We start from the raw sequence: 19304 nt of genomic DNA on the forward strand, positions 1-19304 counted from the left end.
TCTTTCGGGTCTCAATCGATGGCGAAGGCGAATCCTTCTTTGCCATCGTGGATTTCAGCGCGGGTGCCTCTTGCGGCGGCGGCGAGTTGCCAGAGTTGCGGGCCGATGGTGATGACTTTGCGGGCCGACTCGCGGCCGGCGGGCAGGCAGATCAGCGCGATCAGCAGCACCAGCGGGACGAGCGCGAGGGCGAGCAGCAGGGCCGGGAGCCAGATGAGGATGAGCGGGAGCCAGCATCCGAGTTGGCGACGACCGGGGCGCTTCATGCGTACCCGCAGCAATTGGGGCGGGGCCCAACGTTCGACGGCGTTGTTCATGACCGCATCCTCCTGAGAGCTTCGTCGACATCGATCTTGCCGGAACGCAGGGCTTCGAGAGCGGCCGAGGCGTCGGCGTGGGTCGGTGTTGGTTCTTCTTCGGGGTCGGGGGCGAAATCGTGATCGACTTCGACGAACTCGAACTTCTCGCCGAGGCGGTTCAGGCGGTTCTTCACGGTGGGGTAGCTGACGCCGAGGATCTGCTCCATGCGCTTGATGGAGCCGTGGCTGCGGACGAAGGCGATGATGAAGAACTGCTCTTCCATGGAGAGCTGGGCGAGGGCGGGGAGTTCGAAGGAGCCCTCGATGGCGACGCCGTTTTCCTTGAGGCGAACGCGCTCGACGGCGACTTCGCGGCCGCCAGTGAGGCGGGTGAGCTCGTTCCATTCGAGGGTGGGGTTGTTGTTCTGGCGTTCCATGGCGAGTTGCCTCGTTTTCATTTTCTGAAGGGAGTGGAGCGGAATAGGTTCTGTATGTCAACACGGAAATTGAAAAAATTGATTTTTTGGTTCAATAAACTTGATTTTGTTGATCCGGGTGGGCGTGTGCGTCCGGTCTGGGGCTGCGCGGCGGCGCCTAAGTCCTTAGAATACAACGTGATACGGAAATTCTGGGCGGAGTGCGACTTCTCGACAAAGATTTGGGGGTGTCGATTGGCCTCGTTCGTTGAGGAGATGTTCTCTCCGATTTTCGCGCCGAGGACTGGCCATGGGTTTCTTGTTTGGATTGTTTGTGTTGATTTGTTTCTTGGCGACGAAGCGGAGTGCGTGGTGCTTGCCCGGGCTGAGGCGATTCGCGAGTGATCTCTTCCATTCAGTGGCGTTGCAATTGTGCGAGTGTGCTTCGTGTGTGCATCGGTGGTGCATGCTGCGGAGTTGTGTTTTCTCGTTGTTCCCTGTTTAGAACCTCTCGGCACAGGAAGAGCTATTGAAGTCGGTGCGTTGCGAATTCGCAACAAGTCGCATTCTGTTAATTCATCAATTCGGAGGGGGTCTCTCACAGCCTTGCTATCTTCTGGAGTTCGAAGGTTGACTTCAAGTGCGTCCGTTCGGGCGCCAAGGGGGCGCGAGTGCAATTGCACCGGTCGATTCCGAAGAAGCTGTGTGAGGCACCTGTTCTTGATTCGTCCGTTCCACGAATGACACCGAGGCAGCGGACGGCGCTGCTGATCAATCCCTTCTATCCAAAGGACCCCCACGCTTCGTTCGGGAAGCATGTGCTGACGCCGACGCTGACGCTGACGTCGATTGCCGCGGCAACGCCGGACGATTGGCATGTGGAGTATTGGGACGAGAACCTTCTGCAGGGTCCTCCCCCTTCTGAGCCGTTTCCGCAGGTCGTTGGCATCACGGTGCATCTGACGTTTGCGCGCCGGGCGTATGAGTTGGCCGACTGGTATCGTCGGCGCGGGGCGATTGTGGTGCTTGGCGGCTTGCATGTGATGTCCGCACCGGAGGAAGTCCGTCCCCATGCGGACATTCTGGCGTTTGGCGAGGGCGTGAAGATCTGGCCGGAGATTCTGCGCGATGTGCAGGCGGGGACGCAGAAGGCGGAGTATGTTGGCGCATTCGACTCATCGTTTGAATTGGAACCGGCGCCGCGGCATTCGCTGGCGGGATCGCGGGATTTCCTGACGCGTGCCAGCGTGATTGCGACGCGCGGTTGCCACAGCCGTTGCGGGTTCTGCTATTTGTCCACGCGCGGGCTGCGGATGCCGTACCAGGTTCGACCTCCGCGCGACGTTGCCCGAGAGATTGCAGAGACGGGCGAACCGTACGCGGTCTTCATCGACAATAACCTCGGGTCGCGGCCGGAGTACCTGCGCGAGTTGTGTCGAGAGCTGGAGACATTGCGGATTATCTGGAGCGCCGCGGTCAGTATCGATACGGCGAACGATCCGAGCGTTGTTGCCGCGATGGCGGCCTCGGGCTGCACGGGCGTGTTCGTCGGTTTCGAGACGTTGGACGATTCAAATCTTCGCGACGCCAGGAAGAAGACTCCGCCCACGCAGGATTTTGCGCGGCGCGTTCGGATCTTTCACGATCATGGCATTCAAGTGAATGGCAGCTTTGTGTTTGGCTTCGATCATGATGGGCCGGATGTGTTCGAGCGAACGGTTGCGTGGATCGAGGAGAACCGGCTCGAGTGCGCGACGTATCACATTCTGACACCTTACCCGGGGACGCCGCTGTTTCGAGAGATGGAACGCGCGGGGCGTTTGCTTCACAAGGATTGGGGGCGCTACGATACGTCGCACGCGGTGTTTCGCCCGGCGCGGATGTCGCCGGAGGAGTTGGAGGAAGGCTACTCGTGGGCGTACCGCCGAACGTTTTCGTGGGATTCGATCTGGGCGCGGCGGCCGGAGCGATGGAGCTCGGTGCCGGGTTATCTGGGGATGAGTGCGCTCTATAAGAAGTCGAACTGGTTGTGGCCGTGGTTGATTCAATGGAGATTGACGCATGCCGCGTGGCGGCCATTGGTGAATGCGTCGCGCTGGGTGAATGTGCTGGGGAGGGGCGCGCGGATGGAGCGGGCGGCGGCGTTGATGAATCGAGGAGACGCGAGGCGATATGGGTGAAAGCCCGGAGTTGCTGAATCCTGAAGAGCAGGCTACAATTGAAGAGCGGATTCGATGGTGCGACTCCGCGCCACCGGGACATCTGCGCCTGGAAGTTTCAGCAGGGATGATACTCGGCGGGATTCTCGGGTTGGTCGCCGTCGGGGTTCCCGTGAGCTTCAATAGCGAGAATGCTTCCGCGAGTGCGTTGATTCTCATGTTTATTGGAGGCTTGGTGATCGGGGGCGTTTGGGCTTACCGGTATGTACAGAGCATCTGGCGGGATGCTCACAGCCGCGATCGTGCGCTCCTGGCCGATTGGCTGAACGCGCGCAATGTCCGACGCCTCCAGGGTAAAGCTCGGCGATGGGCACGCGTTGTGGAGAAGCGCGAGAGCTATTTGGATAACCAGTCTGTGCCGGCCTGGCTCTTCGCGGAGACAGGGGATGGGAGAGTTCTCTCAGTTCAGGGACGTACTCCGACGTTGCCCACTCAGTGTGGAATGCCGTGTGGGGAGTTCGAGTTGGTAATCGATTCGGAGCAAGGCTCGCAGTTGTTCTTCTATCCCCATTCGGATGAAGTCAAAGCCGATGTGGACATCAACGTGGACTTCTGGAATGACAAGATTACCCCCGCAGGGACGGAGTTGAAGTGCGGATGGGATGACTTAGAGGATTTCATTGCGAGTGCGGCGAAACGCGCGGATGAGGAACTCGCCGCGACTTACAAGGCCGATGTTGAGGCGGGAGCGAAGCAGCGTTCGATCTTTGATTGGATATCACTGAGGCGCGGCAGGGGCCAGCGAATGCGAGCCGTGGTCGCAGCATTCGAGGCGAAGTATCCGGAGGAACACCGTTCACGGTCATGGGGGCGGGAGGAAGTACTGGGGAATGGAGATGTTGTGATCTCACTCACATACGGCTTAACCATGCCGCCGAGGAGGTCCTGGTGGATTGTGCAAGCAGATGGTCATGTTTGCGAGCTTTCCAATAGACAGGTTCAAGGCCTGATCAAGTCGCAACCAGACATGCGAAGGTGATTGCCGGCTGGAAGCCGGCGATCCCAGAGCGTACCATAGCGTACGGTGTCTGTACGGATGGGAGAGGTTTGATTTGGGGGGCGATGGGTAGCGATTGTGTGTTTGGCGTTTGTTTTCAATGGATTAGCAGTGCGCTTCTTTCTGTTTGTCGGTGATCACGCCGGGGTATGGAACTTGCCGATTCACGGCAATACTGTATTCCGAAATGAGGCGGCCACCGCCATGGAGGAGCGCACTGATGAGATGTTTATTCCTGATTCTCGGATTGCTTGTTCCAACCGTTGCCCTGCCGCAGGTTTCTTCGTTGGTAGTCACGGAGTTCATGGCGAGCAACGCGGATACTCTGGCGGATGGGAATGGCGACCATTCGGATTGGATTGAGATTCATAATCCGACCGCCGCGGCGATCGATCTGGATGGACTGTACCTGACAGATAATGCAGACAACTTGACTAAGTGGCAGTTTCCGGCGGTGGCGAATCCGACGATCGCTGCGGGCGGCTACTATGTCGTGATCGCATCGGGGAATGCGGCGGATGTCGAGGTTTATGTCGATGGCGCGGGGTATCTGCACACGACGTTTAAGCTGAGTTCCGATGGCGAGGATTGCTTGTTGGTCGACTCGGATGGGACGACGGTAATTTCGGGGTTTGTCGGGTATCCGGAGCAGGGAGCGGATATTTCTTACGGAATTGGTTCGGGCGGAAACACAGGGTTCTTCGGAACGCCAACGCCTGATGCTGCGAATGGCGTGGCCGGCAATGGTTTTGTAGCGGACACGAAGTTTGATATTCGGCGCGGCTTCTTCACGGAACCATTCGAGGTGCAAATCACATGCTCAACGCCAGGTTCGACGATCAAGTACACGCTGGACGCCAGCAGTCCGTCGGAGACGAATGGGACGGAGTACACGGGGCCGGTTCAAATCACGGGCACGACAACGTTGCGCGCAATGGCTTGTCTCGATGGATGGTTCTCCACAGACATCGATACGCAAACTTACATCTTCATCGATGAGATTGTGGACCAGGCATCGACTGCCCCGACTTCGGATTGGCCGGCTCCCACAAGCGCAAGCACTACGCCCCGTCCTCCAGGTCCGGGGGGCGGCAGCCAGGCGATCGATTACGAAATGGATCCGGACATCACTGGTAGTCTGCTGTATGGCGACGAGGTGGACGATGCGTTGCGGTCGATTCCGACGATCATCGTAACGACGGACTTGCCGAATCTATTCGACTCAACAACCGGCATTTATGTGAATCCGGACGGCGAGGGCGAGGAATGGGAACGTCCGGCCGCGGTGGAGATGGTGCTGGCAGATGGGACGGATGCGTTCCATGCGAACGGCGGCCTGCGTATTCGAGGCGGCGTCAGTACATCGACGAGCAATCCGAAGCATTCTTTCCGGATGATCATGCGCAGCGAGTACGGCGATTCGAAGATCGAGTATCCAATGTTCGGCGACGAGGGGGCGGACGAGTTTGACAAGATCGATTTCCGCACGGCGCAGAATTTCTCGTGGAACTTCAGTCGGGCTCAGTACGCAACGTGGCTGGACGATCCGTTCAGCCGCGATACGATGCGCGACATGGGGCACCCATACGCGCGCGGATTCTTCTTTCACCTGTATCTGGACGGGGTTTACTGGGGGCTCTATCAAACGGAGGAGCGGCCCGATTCCTTCTTCTGTACTTCGTACATGGATGGCGAGGAAGAGGATTGGGATGTCCTGAAGGCCGATTCCGGAACCGGCCAGATCTACGCGGTGGATGGAAACACGGATTTCTACTTCGCATTCTGGTCGCAGGTGAATTCAGGCGTCGGTACGGTCGCGAGGTACATGCGGCTGAAGGGGCAGAATGCGGACGGGACGGAGAACGCCGCGTATCCGAAGTATCTCGACGAAGCGAACCTGATCGACTACATGCTGATCGTGTTCTTTGCCGGGGCGACGGACATGCCGCTTGGGCCTCCGGATCAAAACACAAAACCGCGCAATCTGTATGCTGCGGTGAATCGAGAAGATCCGGATGGCGTGAAGTGGATGCCGCACGATAATGAGCATTCGCTGCAGCAGGAAAGCGGCGTGAATGTGAATCGCGTCTCGGTGACGTTGGCTTCGCAGTTGTCGCTGCAGGTGAACTTCAATCCGTGGTGGCTGCACACGAAGTTGAAGACCAACGCAGAGTACCGGATGGCGTTTGCCGACCGCGTGCATCGGCACTTCTTCAACGGCGGCCCGCTGACGCCGGAGGCCTGCACGGCGCGGTACAGGGCGCGGATGAACGAGATCGAAGCGGCGATGATCGCGGAGTCGGCACGATGGGGGGACTATCTGACGCCGGCCTCGCCGCGAACGCGCAACGTGGATTGGCGCGACGCGACGGACTGGGTTGTGGATGATTTCTTCAACGCATCTCCCCTGACTCGCACGGAGATCGTTCTGGGGCAGTTGAAGTCGGCGGGCTTGTATCCGACGGTCGATGCGCCGGAATTCAACCAGCACGGGGGAACGGTGAATGCCGGGTTTGGCGCCATTCTGACGGCGACAGCGGGAACGATTTACTGTACGATCGATGGCTCCGATCCGCGCAAGCCCGGTGGCAGCATCAATGTCGATGCGACGTCCGGGGCGAGCGGCTTGTCCGTCGCGATCACCTCGACCACGACGGTGAAGGCGCGCGCCTACTCCGGCGGCACATGGAGCGCGCTGACGGAAGCGACGTTCATGGTGGCGAATAATGGTACGGGTTTGGAGGGGTGGATGTTGAGGTAGGGAACGATACCCTTTTCTGACTGGCATGTTAATGGCACGTGGTGGCGGCTTGACGTCGAGTGAATGAATTCGCGATCAAGGGGCCCATCATGTCGGAACAGATAGGCAATGCCCGCGAAAGGGATTTGCGACTTGCGCTGCTTCTGCTCCAGAGGAGCGGATTGATGTGTTCTCAGGAGATCGACACACGCCCTGGGACGTTTGAGGAGATTCCAATCTGGTCGCGGGTGAAGAGCCTGGCGCTGGTCAGGCAGGCGGCCGATGTGGACTTGTGGCGGATTGTGATTCTGGCGGCGACGTACTACTATCAGTATGTCGTTCGGCACTACTCGATCACCATTCCTCGAAAACAGCAGCCGGATGTTTTCTTCTGTCTGACTTATCTCGATTGGGCTGGAGACCCGAGTGATCCCGACATCGAAAAGACGGTTTGTCCAAATCTCTTCTTCAGCAAGACGGCGCGAGATACGATTCTGCCGAATGTCAAGCTCCAGCCGGTTGTAGACGATGAACTTCCCGCGATCTTGCGTCCGGATCCTGACATCGAGTACTTCGGTGCAAAGCTGAGGGTCTATGCGGCTGAGCTCCCTGAGCGAGATCCGGAGTTGCGACGGCTCTATATTGGATTTCCTCGAATCCCGGGAGCAGGTTTCCTGAACCTCCAGGAGTTGGTGCCCCGATGATATCTGAGGTGCGGAGAAGGCTGGCGACAAATCCTCTTTGGATGTTCTCCTGTCCGACGGACGAGGTTGATGAGTACCCGTTCCTGTCGGATCGTGAGGTGGAGGCCTTGGGTTCTCGGTGGGCGAAGTCCGAGTGTCGGCGCCTTGTCATTTTCTCTCTGGAGCATCTCTTGGAACACTCGGAATTGTTGCTCAAGTCGATGGCCGAGGGAGAACTCACGCGTGAGGCCTTCTGCGCAATTACCATCATCATTGGTGAGTCCAAACCGATTGGCTCTCCTCGTTTGATGGAATGCACGAACTTCGATGGGATGATCCGGTCGTGGCTGAGGCCTCAACCTCCGCAGAGCGCAGAGGGGCGTTGGGTTGAAGAGGTTCTCCGCGCCGAGTCCCGCGAAGATCGCATTGCTATCATGGAGTACACAATTTCATCGGGGAACGAGCGTGTCTGCCTGGTGCATCGCTCGATGATGATGCATCATCGGATCTCCGATCCGCACAAGCAGGGAACCGAGGGATGGGTATAGAAGGTCAGATTCAACTTGAGCAGGCCGTCATGGATCGGCTTCTGGCAGGCTCGCATCCGACACTGGCACGCTTGCGTGAGCAATTTGCTCTGAGCTCCGTGCGCGGCCGGGAATTCACAGGGTGCGGGTTCTTTACCTCGTTCCGTGTCAGCGGAAGTGTCTTACTTCTTGAGAATCGCAGCTTTCGAATTGGAGACGTGGAGGCACGACTTCGTGGCATGCAAAGCACGGTTGGATTTGTTCAGTTCATCTCTGGTGGGCACTTGGATATGCTCGAGGGCTATACCTACAACGAACCCTGGCCCGATGAAGTCGTTGTCGAGGAGATTTGGTATCACGGTGGGCAAGCGCGCGATGTCGCGTCGCTGAATCGAATGCTCGACGTTAATACGCCTGGCGATCGGGGATGACGCCGCGGATGCCGCCTTGGGGGCGGGCGACGTCGCCTTCGTATCGCGGGATCAGGTGGACGTGGGCGTGGAAGACGGTCTGGCCGGCGGCGCGGCCGATGTTGATTCCAATGTTAAATCCGGCGGGGGAGTGCTTCTCGGTCAGGAGCGCCTCCGCACGATCAAGCAGCTCGAGGATGTCGGTACGTTCCTCGGGCGTGAGCTCGAAGAAGCTGGGCTCGTGGCGCCGCGGAATGATGAGCATGTGCCCGGGGTTCACCGGAAACCCATCATAGAATGCAACGGCGTGTTCGGCCTGCAGGACGATCTCGCGATCATCCAGCGAGCAGAACGGGCAGGGCTTGTCGGTCATGATGTGCGCCTCCTCCGGGTTGCGTGGGCGATGTTGGAGGAGGTGGCTCCCAGGCGACAAGGCGAGATGGGGAGGAGGGGCACGAATGGCAAAAACGACTGTACATCTCAATTGCGCGACGGACGGCTCTGTGGTTGGATGTGTGGCATGAAATCGCCGCCAACCACAGAGCCGTTTGGGTTTGGAGCGAGAGCACAATGAAATGGTACGATCGGCTTTCCGAACGGGATAAGAAGTTGCTGCGCTGGAATTTGCTTCTACTGGCGCTACTGCCGTTTATGTTCTGGTACTCATTCGGCACCTCGCAAGGGCATAACATGCGAAAGGTTGGTCGGTATATCGAAGCCGTTCAACCGTTGATTGATCGGCGGGCAGAACATGATCCGGCGTTCCAGAATCTGATGCTGCGGACAGGAACGATGGGAAACGGAGTGCTGATGGTGATGGGTGATGTGAAGACCGAGGATGATCGAAGGCGTGTTTTCCGGTTCTTCAGACACAACCCTCCGCCGCGGCCAATGATGAAGTTGGTATTCCTCGAAGGCGAACGGGAATTGATGGATCAGGATATGTGATCGATCCACGGTGTGATATGGAAACATTGCGTGGAAGAGCAACGGCGCTTCATTACTTCGTCGCGAACGAATGGCCGATCAGGATCTGGGCTGGGGTGTGGGTCTCTGGCGCGATCGCTCTTGCGGCCGTCACTTTCTGGCCACTTCTGGTTCACCCGCTGAGCTGGGGGGATCCGTTGCGCTTTGTGTTGTGCATCGTGTTGGCGGGTGGAGTTGGCTACTTCGGATCACTATTGCCGGGGTGGGTCATTATGTCGTCGTTTTATCACTCGCGGAGCATGGCAAACGGGGAGCCGTTCGCGGTTGGGGATATGGTTCAAATCCTTGTGGGTCCAGACCGCGATCGCATCGTGCCGGTCGTGAAAGTCTATAACATGGGGGACCGCACGGGCTCGCATCGCGTGCACGTGGAACTTGGGACGGAGGATGGGTATGGTGAGAATGTGTTCTCGTCATTCCAGGTGCTGAGAATTGTTTCCGCTTGGCGATTACGCCACCCAAACGGCCGACATGACCATGGCGGCCATCCAGAGAGCGATCCCGAAGGCGAGGGGCTTCCAGCCGGCGGCGCGCAGAACGTGGCGGTCGATTGAAAGGCCGATCAGTGTGAGCGTTGCGCCAAGGGTGGCTTGGGCGAGCATGCGCAGGCCGGACCAGACGGCCGCACCGCCGGGCAGGAAAGTGCGCAGCAGGCACGCGATCAGAAAGCCGATCAGGAAGACGGGGATGGGCGGCGTGCCTTCGGTGCGGTTCAGGCGGCCGGCGATCAGCGCGACGGGAATGATCCAGAGTGCTCGGACGAGTTTTGTGGTGGCGGCGATGTTGAGGGCTTCGCTGCCGTATTGACTGGCGGCACCGACGACGCTGCTGGTGTCGTGAATCGCAAGCGCGGCCCAGATGCCGAACTGGTGTTGCGTGAATCCGAGCCAATGTCCGAGCGGCGGAAAAAGCACAAGCGCCAGGCCGTTCAAGGCGAATACGACGCCAACGGCAAAAGCGACCTGGCGGCTGTTGGCCTTGAGTGTCGGCGCGACGGCGGCGATGGCGCTGCCGCCGCAGATCGCAGTGCCGACGGCGATCAAGAGCGCGGTGTTGTTTTCGAGCCGCATGCGTCGATTGACGAACCATCCTAATGACAACGTGAAGAGAATGAATCCGCCGGAGAGCAGCGCGGTTTCTCGCCCGACTTGCAGGGCCGTGCCGAGCGACAGGCCGAAGCCGAGGCCGATGACGGAGACCTTCAGCATGAGTTGGCTCAGGTGGTGGGCGCGCTCGCGAAAGGCGTCGCCAGGCGTTCGCATCATGGCGTATCCAATTCCCGCGATCAGGCAAACGACGGGCGAAACCCAGCCGAGCAAAGACAGGACGAGCATCAGGGAGAAGATCAGGGCGATTTCCACGGACAAGACGATCCTTCGATTGGAATACGACGTGGAGCGCGGTTCCTTCCCCTCCCACATCGCGAGCAGTGGTGTTGCCTGCGCGCCTTTTCCTTGCCAGCGACCTGGTGTATAAGGAAACTGACAAATAGTTGGAGTTAAGCATAAGGATTCCTGATATGAATATCACGATGCGGCAACTCCAGGTGTTGGCGGCGGTTGCGGAGTCGGGGAGTGTGAGCGAGGCGGCGCGGCGTGTTCACCTGACGCAGGCCGGGGCAAGCATGGCGCTGCGCGCGTTGGAGGCGCAGTTGGGGGCGCTGTTCGATCGTTCGGGTCGGCGCTTGTATCTGAACGACCGAGGGCGGTTCGTGGCGGAGCGCGGGCGGCGTGTGCTGCGCGAGGCAGATGCGTTGTTGGAGGGACTGGCGGAGCGGGACGGTCGCGTGTACGGGCGGCTGCATGTCGGCGGCAGCACGACGATCGGGATCTATTTGCTGCCGGAGATCATCGGGAGGTTTCAGCGGCGGTTTCCGGACGTGGAGTGTTCGCTGGTTGTGGAGAACACGGAGAGCCTGGTTCGGCAGTTGATCGATGGGCAGATCGACGCGGCGCTGATCGAGGGGCCGGTTTCGCATCCAGGTGTGATGTCGGAGTTCTGGCGGCGCGATCAGTTGTGCGTGATCGTGGGGCCGGAGCACCCGTGGGCGAAGAAAGGGCGTGCGACTCGGCGGCAGCTCTCGGCGGCGACGTGGATCATGCGCGAGAAGGGTTCGGGAACGCGCGAGGTGTTCGAGCAGGCGTTTCGCGCGCAGGACCTGGAACCGCACTGCGCGTTTGAGCTCGGGCACACAGAAGCGATCAAACATGCCATCGAGGCTGGGCTGGGCATTGCTTGTCTTTCGCGCATGACGGTGGCGGGCGAGATCGATTCGGGGCGTTTGGTCGAGGTGAAGATCCCGTTCGCGATTCCGCGCGAGCTGCGCTTCATTCAACTGAAGGACCGCCACGAGGGCGGACCGGTGAAGGAGTTTCACCGGATGCTGAAGGAGAGGGGTTAGGGAAGGCGATCGTTGCGGAGGAGGAAGGCTTTCTTTTCGCCGAACAGCATTGGTACCGGGTCATCGTTGCGTTGAGCATGGATGTGCAGGTGAGCTTCGTCGGCGGATCCGGTGGAGCCGCATTCGGCGATTTGTTGGCCCTTCTTGACGATGTCGTTTTCATGAACTCGCACAGAGCCTTGACGGAAGTGCGCCATCCAGATCTGTGTGCCGTCGGCTGCTTCGATGATGACGTAGTTGCCCTCCGGTGAAGCCCCGCCGGGGGCCTGGTCGATGACGGCTCTGACGGTGCGGCCGTTGCAGGGAGCAAAAATCGGGCGGCCTTCGCTCGGGCCGGCGGCGCTGACGATATCGACTGCGTAGCTTTGCGAGCGCGGGTTGTTGTGATGGTAGTTTGTGAGTCCCGTGCGGCCGCCGGTGACGACGCGCCACTCGCCATGGACGGGCAGATCGAGACGGATCGCCGCGGAGGTAGTACTAGGCGCCGTGCGCAAGAAACACACAAAAGCGAGGATGAAGAGGCCGATTGCTGCGGCCGCGGAGGATGCGATGAGTTTCTTCCTTCTCATCTGTGCCGGTGGTCCGAAGCGCATCGCTACGACGGTTTCTGCAACTGAGGTTAGAACAAGCACGATTGCCAAGACATCGATGGCGAGCACGACAGTGCCTTGGAAGAAGAGGCCGGCTCCGAGTGCGAGTGCGATGGCTGCGAAGACCGCCGCGGTGATGCCGGGCGCCGCTTGCGCGAGCGTTCGCCAGTCCCAATCGTGGGGTGCTTGTCGCATGCGCCAACACCGCGTGGCGCTGGAAGCGATCAAAGCGGCAGCGGCTACGAGGATGACGATCGTGCTGAGCAAGGCGGGCTCCCTCCGGCGATTCAGGAGAAGCATGGCAGGTTTTAGCGGGCCCGGCAATTGGCAATTGCGCTTGCGGGGCAGGGGCGGGGAGTCTACGCACCCAACGAGTTGGAATCACCCGCAGAGGATGAATGGAATGACCGCGAAGCCGATTGCTTTTCTGACAATGGACAGCCTGGAGGGGTTCTTTACGTACGACAAGTTGGCGTCCGATATTCTCGTCGAGCGCGGATGGCGCGTGGACGATGTCTCGTGGCGCGCGGAGGTGGATTGGGGGCAGTACGGGTACGTGGTGATTCGTTCTCCGTGGGATTATCAGAATGCGCCGGCGGAGTTTCTGGAGGCGCTGCGGCGAATCGACGCGTCGAGTGCGCAATTGATGAATTCGCTCGAGATTGTTGAGTGGAATTTGAACAAGGCGTACTTGCTCGGGTTGAGAGAGGCGGGCGTGCCGATTGTGCCGACGATTCATGGGCGAAATGCCACGATGGAGGACCTGCCGCGGCTGGCGGCGGAATTGGGGACGGAGGAGTTGATTCTGAAGCCTCTGTTTGGCGCGAACGCGGACGGGGTCTTTCGGATTCCGGCACCGTTCGATGGCGCGATCGCGCGCGCTGCGGCGAAGCACTATGCTGGCGCGGAGTACCTGGCGCAGCCGTTCCTGGATTCCATCCTGGGCGAGGGCGAGCTTTCTCTGTTCTATTTCCTGAGCGAGTACAGTCACGCGATCGTGAAGCGGCCGAAGTCGGGGGACTTCCGCGTGCAGGAGGAGCATGGCGGCGTGATGGAGCCGATCACGCCGACGGACGAAATGCACGCGGCGAGCGAGGCAGCGCTGGCGGCGATTCCAGGCGAGACGCTTTATGCGCGCATCGATCTGGCGCGTTGCCCGGATGGTGGGCTGGGCGTGATGGAGGTGGAGGTGATCGAGCCGAGTTTGTATTTCAACATGGACCCCGATTCCGCCGCGCGGTTTGTGGATGCGTTCGAGCGGATCGCGGGGCGGTGAGGCGTCAGTCGACGAATTGTCGTTCGTACGTGATCAGGCCACCCTGGGAGTCGAAAAACAAGTAGTCGTGGTAGAGGCCCGGCATCATATCGGATGCGTAGGCAAACCGGAAGACTGGGACCATGTCTACGTGCGCTACGGTGACGTCCATGCGATCTTCCACTCCGGCGGCTCGTTCACAAATCGAGAGAGGGTCGTTCTCTACGCTTCGCCACCCCTTCGCGGGCCGATCCACGGATTGAATGAAATCCGGATCGGGTTCTGCCCCCAGCAAGTCCGCACGTTTCACTCCGGGCTGGTAGTACTCGAGTACCTGTTCGTGAGGCAGCGGGCCTCTCGTACATCCGACACAGCAAATCGCAAGTGCTGCGATGATGGCAAGAATTGCTTTGCAGACCATGGAACTCTCCTCCGTGTCACGTCCCATCGTGGACATCCATGTTGTAGGCGGAGGTTCTGTTGCAGACAAGGAGATTTGGGCGTCGGGTCGGGGAGTGATCGTTGCATTGCTCTTGCCATTTCGTGAGCTTTCGCGTTGACTGGAAATCACGATTGTCCGGAGGAGGCATCTTGTGATTTCGGATGGAAGGCGCAGAGCTCTTCTGTTTTCGGCGGTGCTATTTATCTTGCTGGTGCTGGCGCCGAGTCCTGTGCCGGCACCGATTTACGGCGTGAGCCCGAATCTTGATTCCTCACTCCGAATTTCGGACGGCGTTTCGGTGATTCGCATTCTTGAATCCCCGGATGCGCGACGATTGCGCGAGAACCCGACGAATCTGTTGCCCACGATGGAGTGGGATGTCCCGGAGAAGGACTACAAGGTTTCAGTTGTCCGGACCCTGAAAGGTGATCTCCCCGAGAATCGGAAGCTGATGCTGAGCCTGCGGTTCATTGATACCAGCACGCTTCCCCAGGGGGATGGGCAGCATCTTCCATGGTCATGCACCGACGATGGATCCACGACGAAGGTGTTGCATCTCGCGTTTCTCGTCGAGAAGCCGATGTTCTCGCCATACGTCCCAGAGTGGGAACGAGCGGCGGCTTTTTCTGTGAACTGCAAGCGCAGCATTTTGCCTCTTCATCCCGAGACCGACTTGTCCGTCGCGGATGGAAAGCCCCTGCACGACGGGATCAGGGCGTTATTTGAAGATTCGGCGTCTCGTTATCAGGGAACGGAATTCGAGAAGGCAGCGCTGTGGTTCGTCGATTGGTGCGATGGGACGGCGGAGGATCGCTGAGCCTGACGTTAAATGAATCGCGGGCCAGGGAGCGTGCGTTTGCACGTCCCTGGCCCGCGGGTGTTTCTTGTCGAGTCTGTTAGTACAGCATCATCCACTCGGTCTGGCCTGTGCCGGAGGCGAAGCCGTAGATGTCGTTGTTGTCGAGGAAGGTCTCAGGGTAGAAGCCGAAGCTGCTGGAGTCTTCGGCGGCGTTGCCCTCGAGTGTGAGATCGGTGCCGTTGAAGGATGCGCCGGGCATGATGAAGATGGCGCCGCCCTTGCCTTGGCCGCGGTTGGCTCCGCCGGTTCCGCCGTTCGCCTGGTTGTTTGTCAGGGCAACGGACGTGAACGCGATCGTTCCGCCATCGCGGACGAAGATGGCGCCGCCGAGGCCTGCGCCTGCGCCGCCAATCTGGCCCGCGCCTTCTCCGGCGAACTCACCGGCCGAGCCGGGCTGGCCATTGGCAGCATTGACTTGCCAGCGACGTCCCGCTCCGGCGGCGCCGCCGCCGTAGCCACCGTCACCGCCGACGCCCGGCGTCGAATTGTTCGTTCCACCGCCGCCGCCTCCGCCTGCGCCAAATCCGCCAGGGCCGCCGACGGTGCCGGGCACGTTGTATCCGTATGTTCCGCCTTTGCCGCCGGCCGCGGCCGTGCCGAGCGGTCCGCCGGAGCCGCCGTTGCCCGGGAATGACGTGGCATTCTGCCCGTTGCTGGCGAAGCCGCCGCCGCCGGATCCTGAGCCAGAGTTTGCCGTGCCGCTGTTCACACCGCCGCCAACGGCAACGTTTGCATCGAAGCTGACGTTGTGGGCAGTCAGCGTGGCGCCGGTATTCACGAAGATGGAGCCGCCCATGCCGGCGCCACCTCCGCCGCTGCCACCGAAGCTGGATTTTTGTCCACCGGCGTAGCCTGCGGATTGACCATTCTGAAGGTCGAGGTTTTCGAGCGAAAGGCTGCCGGCGCGCACGAGGAAGTGTCGACTGGCGGAGCCTGCGTCGATCACGATGGGCGGGGTATTGCCGGTGATTGTGATGTCGCCGTCGATCACGGGCAGCATGCCGTTGGTCAGCGTCAGTGTGCCGGAACTTGCGGCGCCTGCGAAGGTGATGTTGGCAGGGATTCCGTTGCCCTGTGCGAAGTTGATGGCGTCGCGCAACGAGACATCGCCGACAAGGTAGCCGTCGTTCTCGTCAATGAGCGTATCGACGACGAGGGGAATGCCGGGGTCGCCGCGGTCGATGAAGACTTCGACCGGCGATAGCGATCCGCTGAGCGGGTTGCCGAGGACGTCGGTGATCGAGCCGTCGTTGAGTAAGTTCAGGTCGAGGATTCCTTCGCCCGTGCCCGTATCGACGAGGGCGACCCATTCGGTTCCAACAATCGGATTGGAGTTGGGGGCGTAGCCGATGGTTCCCGTTGTCGTGAGGACCGGTGTTGTGGGGCCATCGTTGGCGAGGTCGCCCTCGAAGCCCATGGAGAGGAGCAGATCGGTTTCGGGGGGAGACATTCTGCGTCCCATGTGATCGAGGATCTCTGCGCGTGTCAGTGTGCGATCCCAGACGTGCAGTTCATCGATCTTGCCATCGAACTGCGCGAGGCTCGGATCGATGTTCCATGCGCCAATGGTGAAGCCACCGGACGTTGTGCCGGCCGGAGCATCGCCTTGGCGTGTGTGTGCGATTTCGCCGTTCACATAAACCGTGTTCAGGTTGTTCTCATCATAGACGCATGCAACGTGAGACCACTGGCCGGGCATCACTTCGTTGTAGTTGCCGTGGAAGACGTTGTCCGGGTAGCGAATGAAGATCACTCGCCGTTGTGAGAAGTACACCGAGAAGCCATTTGCGGCGTCCGGGGTTGCGCTGAAGATGTGACCACTGCTGCCATCTGAATTCGGATAGATCCAGAACTCGATCGTGAATCCGTTCGTCAGATCGTTGATTGCAGAGTGGTCGGTTGTGCGGATGTAGCCGCTGGCAGTCAGCGACAGAGCGTCGCCGAAGATGGAATCGAATCCTGTGATGGCTGCGCCGACGACTCCGGTGAGACCGAGCGAGAAGTCGGTCGGATCGACGCCCTTGACGACCTCAGAGAATCGCACTGGGACGCGCAACTCCTGGCTGTCAGTGGGATTCGCGCCTGAGTAAGTCATCGAGACCGGAGTCGGATCGAGCGTATCGACTTCGTATGGCTGGTCGGTTGTGAAGTTGCCGTTGCCGGCTCCGCTGCCGCCCAGGATTCCGCCGTAGGGGGTCACGATGGAATCGTCGTCCACGAGCGTGATGTCAAACGAGCCCTCTCCGTTGCCGACAACGATTTCCGTATCCCACTGGGGCGAGGGCACGGCGGGGGTTGTTGAGATCGTGGTGCCGGCGCTCGTGTCGCCATTGTTGTTGTTGCCGCTCGCATCGGCGACGTCGAGAGAACCCGCGGATGGTACGGTGACGCCCAGGTCTTCGAGCGCGGTGAACTTATAGTAGGCAGCGAGGCTCGGATCGGAACCGGAGAGCGTTTTGAACATATTCGCCTGGATCTCGGCTTCGCTCCGAACGTCATTCCAGACGCGCACTTCATCCATGTCGCCGATGTAGAATTGGGAAGCGGAGAATCCGCCGCCGAGGCTGTCCTGATCTTCGGCAAGTACCAGATAACCGCCGGACGAAATCGGAACGCCTGCGGAGAGGGTTCCGCTGCCGGCCACGACGCCGTTGCGGTAGACTGTGTATGCGCCATCGGAAGAACGCCATGAGACGGCGAGGTGAGTCCAATCACCGCCACCGCCGGAGTTGATGTCGATCCCGGTGGTGAAGTACGATCCATTGATAAAGATGACAAGGTTGCCTAGATCGCCGAGGAGAATTTCGTTATCCGTTCCCGCAACGGCGTACGAGAAGATGTACTGGTTAGAGAAACTTGAGCCGTTTGGCCTCAACCACATCTCGACTGTAAACGCATCCGTAGGAAAATTCGCAATGTTCGGAACGATCAATCGGTCGGTTGGCGAATCGAAGCTCATCGCACCGGTGAAGGGATTCGTGACGTCGCCGATCGACAGAGAGTCGAAGCTGCCAGTGAGCGTGTTCACCTGAAAGTCGGACGCATCGACGCCGGAAGCGGCGAGACTGAAATCCGTGCGAGAGGAGACGCTGTGCAGGTTCGAGAGCTGGGGATCGAGGCGTGTGATGGATTGGACGTCCGGGTCGATTGGCTGAACGACATTTCCGTAGAAGTTGTCGTTGTCGAAAATTGTCTGTGCGTCGTCGGAGGCCATGTTGTCTCCGCCGTAGTAAATCCCGGTCTGCGAGTACGTGGCGCCTTCCATGATGAAAATCGCGCCGCCCTTGCCTTCGCCGGGGGAACCGCTTTCTCCGTTCGACGAATGCCCGCCTGCGCCGCCGATTGCGTTGTTTCGATCAAAGGTGCAGTTTGTGACAGTGAGAGAGGAGCCGGCGCGCGCGAAGATCGCCCCGCCGAGTCCTGCGCCACCACCGCCGCCGCAACCGTTGTTGGAATTGCCGCCGAAGGGGCCGCCGATTCCATCGATGCGGGTCTGGTTCAGCGCGCGCAATTCGCCTGCGCCGCCGCCACCGCCGCCAAAGCCGCCGGTTCCGCCGAAGCCGGCATCGCCGAGGTAGTTTCCACCGCCGCCTCCGCCACCGCCGCCACCGAAGCCTCCGGCGCCGCCGTCGTATCCATCGAGGATATCAAGCGTTCCCGTGAACCTGGTGGGGGAGCCGCCGCCGCCCGCTCCGGGGCCGCCATTGCCGCCGGGGCCGCCGACTCCGCCCGTGCCGCCGGCTCCGCCCAATGAGCCGCCGCCGCCACCATCGCCGGCAGAGTAGGACGGGTAGACATCTTGGCCATCGCCGCCAATGCCGCCACCACCGGCAGAGTCCTGATGGTAGCAGTAGCCCGGTCCTCCGTCTCCGCCCTGGGCGGTGTTATCGACGAAGGCAACGTCGGTGGTGAATGTGTTGCCACTGTTGATGAAGATGGCTCCGCCCATGCCGGCGGCCCCGCCGCCTCCGGCTCCGCCGCCGACGCCAATCTGCGGGATGATGCCGCTGCCGCCATCGCCGCCTTTCGCGTAACCATCCTTGAGCGCAACGCCGCTGATCAGGACGTCCGGGGCATCGATGAAGAAGATACGGTTGCCGTTGCCGTTGATGGTCAGGCTGCCCGCGCCCGGTCCCGTGATCTGCATGGAGCCTGTGATCGGCGGAAGCGACGAGTTCAGAGACAGCGTTCCACTGAGAGAGGTCAGATCGAGGTTCGGATCGAACTCGAAGTTTCCGAGGGTGATCGCCTCGCGAAGGCTGGTGCCGGTACCGAGACTTGGATCGATGGTGCCGTCATCCTCGTCCACAAGCGTGGTGACTTGGATGTAAGTAAGCGTGCTGCGTTCCTGAGCCGGAAGCGCAGAGGGGGCGAGCAAGCCCACTGCTATGGTCGCAAGGAGGGAGAGCGATAGCGACTTCATGAAAAATATCTCCAATTCAGGTTCAGAATAGCCATAATATGGATACTTAACGCTCC

General features: G+C 60.0%; 18 protein-coding genes. 11 read left to right on the forward strand and 7 right to left on the reverse strand.

All coding sequences use genetic code 11. The features are described from left to right. Nucleotides 1-11: 11 nt before the first annotated feature. A complete protein-coding gene (locus tag KQI84_08080) occupies nucleotides 12-317 on the reverse strand; it encodes a hypothetical protein (protein MCB2154832.1) in 306 nt (101 codons plus the stop codon). Next, entirely contained in the window at nucleotides 314-757 is a 444-nt protein-coding gene (locus KQI84_08085; GenBank protein ID MCB2154833.1) for a DUF2089 domain-containing protein, read from the reverse strand. The genes KQI84_08080 and KQI84_08085 overlap by 4 nt, the downstream gene beginning before the upstream one ends. Nucleotides 758-790: 33 nt before the next feature. Here KQI84_08085 and KQI84_08090 point away from each other — a divergent pair, with 33 nt between their 5' ends. The 7 genes from KQI84_08090 (at nucleotide 791) to KQI84_08120 (ending at nucleotide 8312) form a co-directional block, all read left to right on the forward strand. Next, nucleotides 791-1120 (forward strand): hypothetical protein, encoded by a 330-nt coding sequence (locus KQI84_08090; protein ID MCB2154834.1) that lies wholly within the window; start codon nucleotides 791-793, stop codon nucleotides 1118-1120. 266 nt (nucleotides 1121-1386) lie between these two features. Then, nucleotides 1387-2895, forward strand: coding sequence for a B12-binding domain-containing radical SAM protein (locus KQI84_08095; GenBank protein ID MCB2154835.1), 1509 nt, complete (start codon nucleotides 1387-1389; stop codon nucleotides 2893-2895). After that, complete coding sequence (locus KQI84_08100; GenBank protein MCB2154836.1) at nucleotides 2888-3913, forward strand: hypothetical protein; 1026 nt, start codon at nucleotides 2888-2890, stop codon at nucleotides 3911-3913. The genes KQI84_08095 and KQI84_08100 overlap by 8 nt, the downstream gene beginning before the upstream one ends. 238 nt (nucleotides 3914-4151) lie before the next feature. Next, nucleotides 4152-6692 carry a CotH kinase family protein gene (locus tag KQI84_08105; GenBank protein ID MCB2154837.1) on the forward strand — a complete coding sequence of 847 codons (2541 nt, stop codon included), beginning with the start codon at nucleotides 4152-4154 and terminating at the stop codon, nucleotides 6690-6692. Between the two features lie 164 nt (nucleotides 6693-6856). Next, nucleotides 6857-7375 carry a hypothetical protein gene (locus tag KQI84_08110; protein ID MCB2154838.1) on the forward strand — a complete coding sequence of 173 codons (519 nt, stop codon included), beginning with the start codon at nucleotides 6857-6859 and terminating at the stop codon, nucleotides 7373-7375. Then, nucleotides 7372-7902: a hypothetical protein gene (locus KQI84_08115; protein MCB2154839.1), complete on the forward strand. Its 531-nt coding sequence runs from the start codon at nucleotides 7372-7374 to the stop codon at nucleotides 7900-7902. The genes KQI84_08110 and KQI84_08115 overlap by 4 nt, the downstream gene beginning before the upstream one ends. After that, the gene (locus KQI84_08120) at nucleotides 7893-8312 is read left to right on the forward strand and encodes a hypothetical protein (GenBank protein MCB2154840.1); all 420 of its coding nucleotides are present in this window, start codon (nucleotides 7893-7895) and stop codon (nucleotides 8310-8312) included. The genes KQI84_08115 and KQI84_08120 overlap by 10 nt, the downstream gene beginning before the upstream one ends. On the opposite strand, the gene KQI84_08125 is transcribed toward KQI84_08120, so the two are convergent. Continuing rightward, nucleotides 8287-8664 (reverse strand): HIT family protein, encoded by a 378-nt coding sequence (locus KQI84_08125; protein MCB2154841.1) that lies wholly within the window; start codon nucleotides 8662-8664, stop codon nucleotides 8287-8289. The genes KQI84_08120 and KQI84_08125 overlap by 26 nt on opposite strands. Before the next feature lie 197 nt (nucleotides 8665-8861). Between KQI84_08125 and KQI84_08130 the strand changes: the two genes are divergently transcribed. Beyond that, a complete protein-coding gene (locus tag KQI84_08130) occupies nucleotides 8862-9239 on the forward strand; it encodes a hypothetical protein (protein MCB2154842.1) in 378 nt (125 codons plus the stop codon). Nucleotides 9240-9727: 488 nt separating this feature from the next. On the opposite strand, the gene KQI84_08135 is transcribed toward KQI84_08130, so the two are convergent. After that, nucleotides 9728-10645, reverse strand: a complete 918-nt coding sequence (locus KQI84_08135) for a putative sulfate exporter family transporter (GenBank protein MCB2154843.1) — start codon at nucleotides 10643-10645, stop codon at nucleotides 9728-9730. Nucleotides 10646-10797: 152 nt separating this feature from the next. Between KQI84_08135 and KQI84_08140 the strand changes: the two genes are divergently transcribed. Further along, nucleotides 10798-11679: a LysR family transcriptional regulator gene (locus KQI84_08140; GenBank protein ID MCB2154844.1), complete on the forward strand. Its 882-nt coding sequence runs from the start codon at nucleotides 10798-10800 to the stop codon at nucleotides 11677-11679. Here KQI84_08140 and KQI84_08145 read toward each other — a convergent pair. Continuing rightward, nucleotides 11676-12536 carry a M23 family metallopeptidase gene (locus tag KQI84_08145; protein ID MCB2154845.1) on the reverse strand — a complete coding sequence of 287 codons (861 nt, stop codon included), beginning with the start codon at nucleotides 12534-12536 and terminating at the stop codon, nucleotides 11676-11678. The genes KQI84_08140 and KQI84_08145 overlap by 4 nt on opposite strands. Before the next feature lie 136 nt (nucleotides 12537-12672). On the opposite strand from KQI84_08145, the gene KQI84_08150 reads away from it, so the two are divergent. Further along, nucleotides 12673-13545 (forward strand): hypothetical protein, encoded by an 873-nt coding sequence (locus tag KQI84_08150; GenBank protein ID MCB2154846.1) that lies wholly within the window; start codon nucleotides 12673-12675, stop codon nucleotides 13543-13545. A 4-nt stretch (nucleotides 13546-13549) separates the two neighbouring features. On the opposite strand, the gene KQI84_08155 is transcribed toward KQI84_08150, so the two are convergent. Beyond that, complete coding sequence (locus tag KQI84_08155; protein MCB2154847.1) at nucleotides 13550-13945, reverse strand: hypothetical protein; 396 nt, start codon at nucleotides 13943-13945, stop codon at nucleotides 13550-13552. A gap of 172 nt (nucleotides 13946-14117) precedes the next feature. Here KQI84_08155 and KQI84_08160 point away from each other — a divergent pair, with 172 nt between their 5' ends. Further along, nucleotides 14118-14783, forward strand: coding sequence for a hypothetical protein (locus KQI84_08160; GenBank protein MCB2154848.1), 666 nt, complete (start codon nucleotides 14118-14120; stop codon nucleotides 14781-14783). A 79-nt stretch (nucleotides 14784-14862) separates the two neighbouring features. Here KQI84_08160 and KQI84_08165 read toward each other — a convergent pair whose 3' ends face one another. Next, nucleotides 14863-19248 (reverse strand): hypothetical protein, encoded by a 4386-nt coding sequence (locus KQI84_08165; GenBank protein MCB2154849.1) that lies wholly within the window; start codon nucleotides 19246-19248, stop codon nucleotides 14863-14865. Nucleotides 19249-19304 lie beyond the last annotated feature (56 nt).

This window comes from bacterium, assembly GCA_020444065.1.
Classification (GTDB): domain Bacteria; phylum Sumerlaeota; class Sumerlaeia; order SLMS01; family JAHLLQ01; genus JAHLLQ01.